The organism is Salinicola sp., from assembly GCF_982684285.1.
On record NZ_CEXLVS010000540.1, the window covers coordinates 1 to 1,031 of the forward strand.

Consider the following 1,031-nt stretch of genomic DNA (forward strand, 5'->3'; position numbering starts at 1 on the left):
CAGCAGCAACGTCGACGAGGCCATCCGATAATAAAATCACACTACGACGAACATTGGCATCAGGAATTTTATGACTGGCGGTAGCTTTATTTAGTGCTTGCTCAATGTTAGTGAACAAACCATAGGAATGAATTTTATCTGATTGACGTTCAGCTTCTATCCTCCATGCTTCATTGACGTCACGGATAGGCACCAACATATTGACGTATTTAGCAAAGGTCCACACTCCCGCTTTTGACTCATCGGGTAATAAACCAATGACTAAACGTAAAGCGGGTGCCCGCAGGTTATTGGGATCATTTTTTTTCATACTGCCAGAAACATCGATCAGGATGCGAACATCGCTGACCGGCTCTTCTGTTGTGGCGAAAACCTGCCGAATTGGCAAAGTCACTGCCAAAACAATCAGAATCAGCACAAATTTTTCAAAACGTATCATAAACTCATAACCTATTGTTATTATTAACAACGTTCGCTAACCGACTGAAATATAAAGACGGTTTCCCGACGGTTCGTTCGAAATCGTTGAGTTTAATGCAGTTTTTATGCCGTTATTCGAATATAACAACATTTTGTCTGGGATAGACAAAGAAACGGCCCATACGGCTAATGAGTATGGAGCGTATTTTATTGGCTAGCTTCAGAGCAGATCTAAGCCGTGTTGTAGATCAGCTTGAATATCGTCAACAGTTTCCAAGCCGACAGAGATCCGTAATAATCCTTCTGTGATACCGGCTTCAGCCCGCGCTTCATCTGTTAAGCGGCCATGCGTTGTCGTTGCTGGATGGGTAATCGGCGTTTTGGTATCACCCAGATTAGCAGTAATCGATAACCACTCGGTTGAATCAATTAACTTCCACGCGCCTGCACGGCCACCTTTTACTTCAAAGGCGATAATGCCTCCAAATGCCGATTGTTGCTTTTTGGCTAATTCGTGTTGTGTGTGGCTAGGCAAGCCGGCATAAAATACTTTAGCTACTTGTGGTTGCTGTTCCAACCACTGAGCTAAGGTTAATGCTGCTGCTGAATGT

General features: G+C 43.7%; 2 protein-coding genes. Both read right to left on the reverse strand.

The genetic code is table 11. The features are described from left to right. On the reverse strand, positions 1-439 hold a 439-nt coding region (locus AC3AYF_RS21780), incomplete at its 3' end, for a VWA domain-containing protein (protein ID WP_487780551.1). A gap of 201 nt (positions 440-640) precedes the next feature. Continuing rightward, positions 641-1,031: PLP-dependent transferase (locus AC3AYF_RS21785; RefSeq protein ID WP_487780552.1), on the reverse strand; the 391-nt coding region annotated here is incomplete at its 5' end.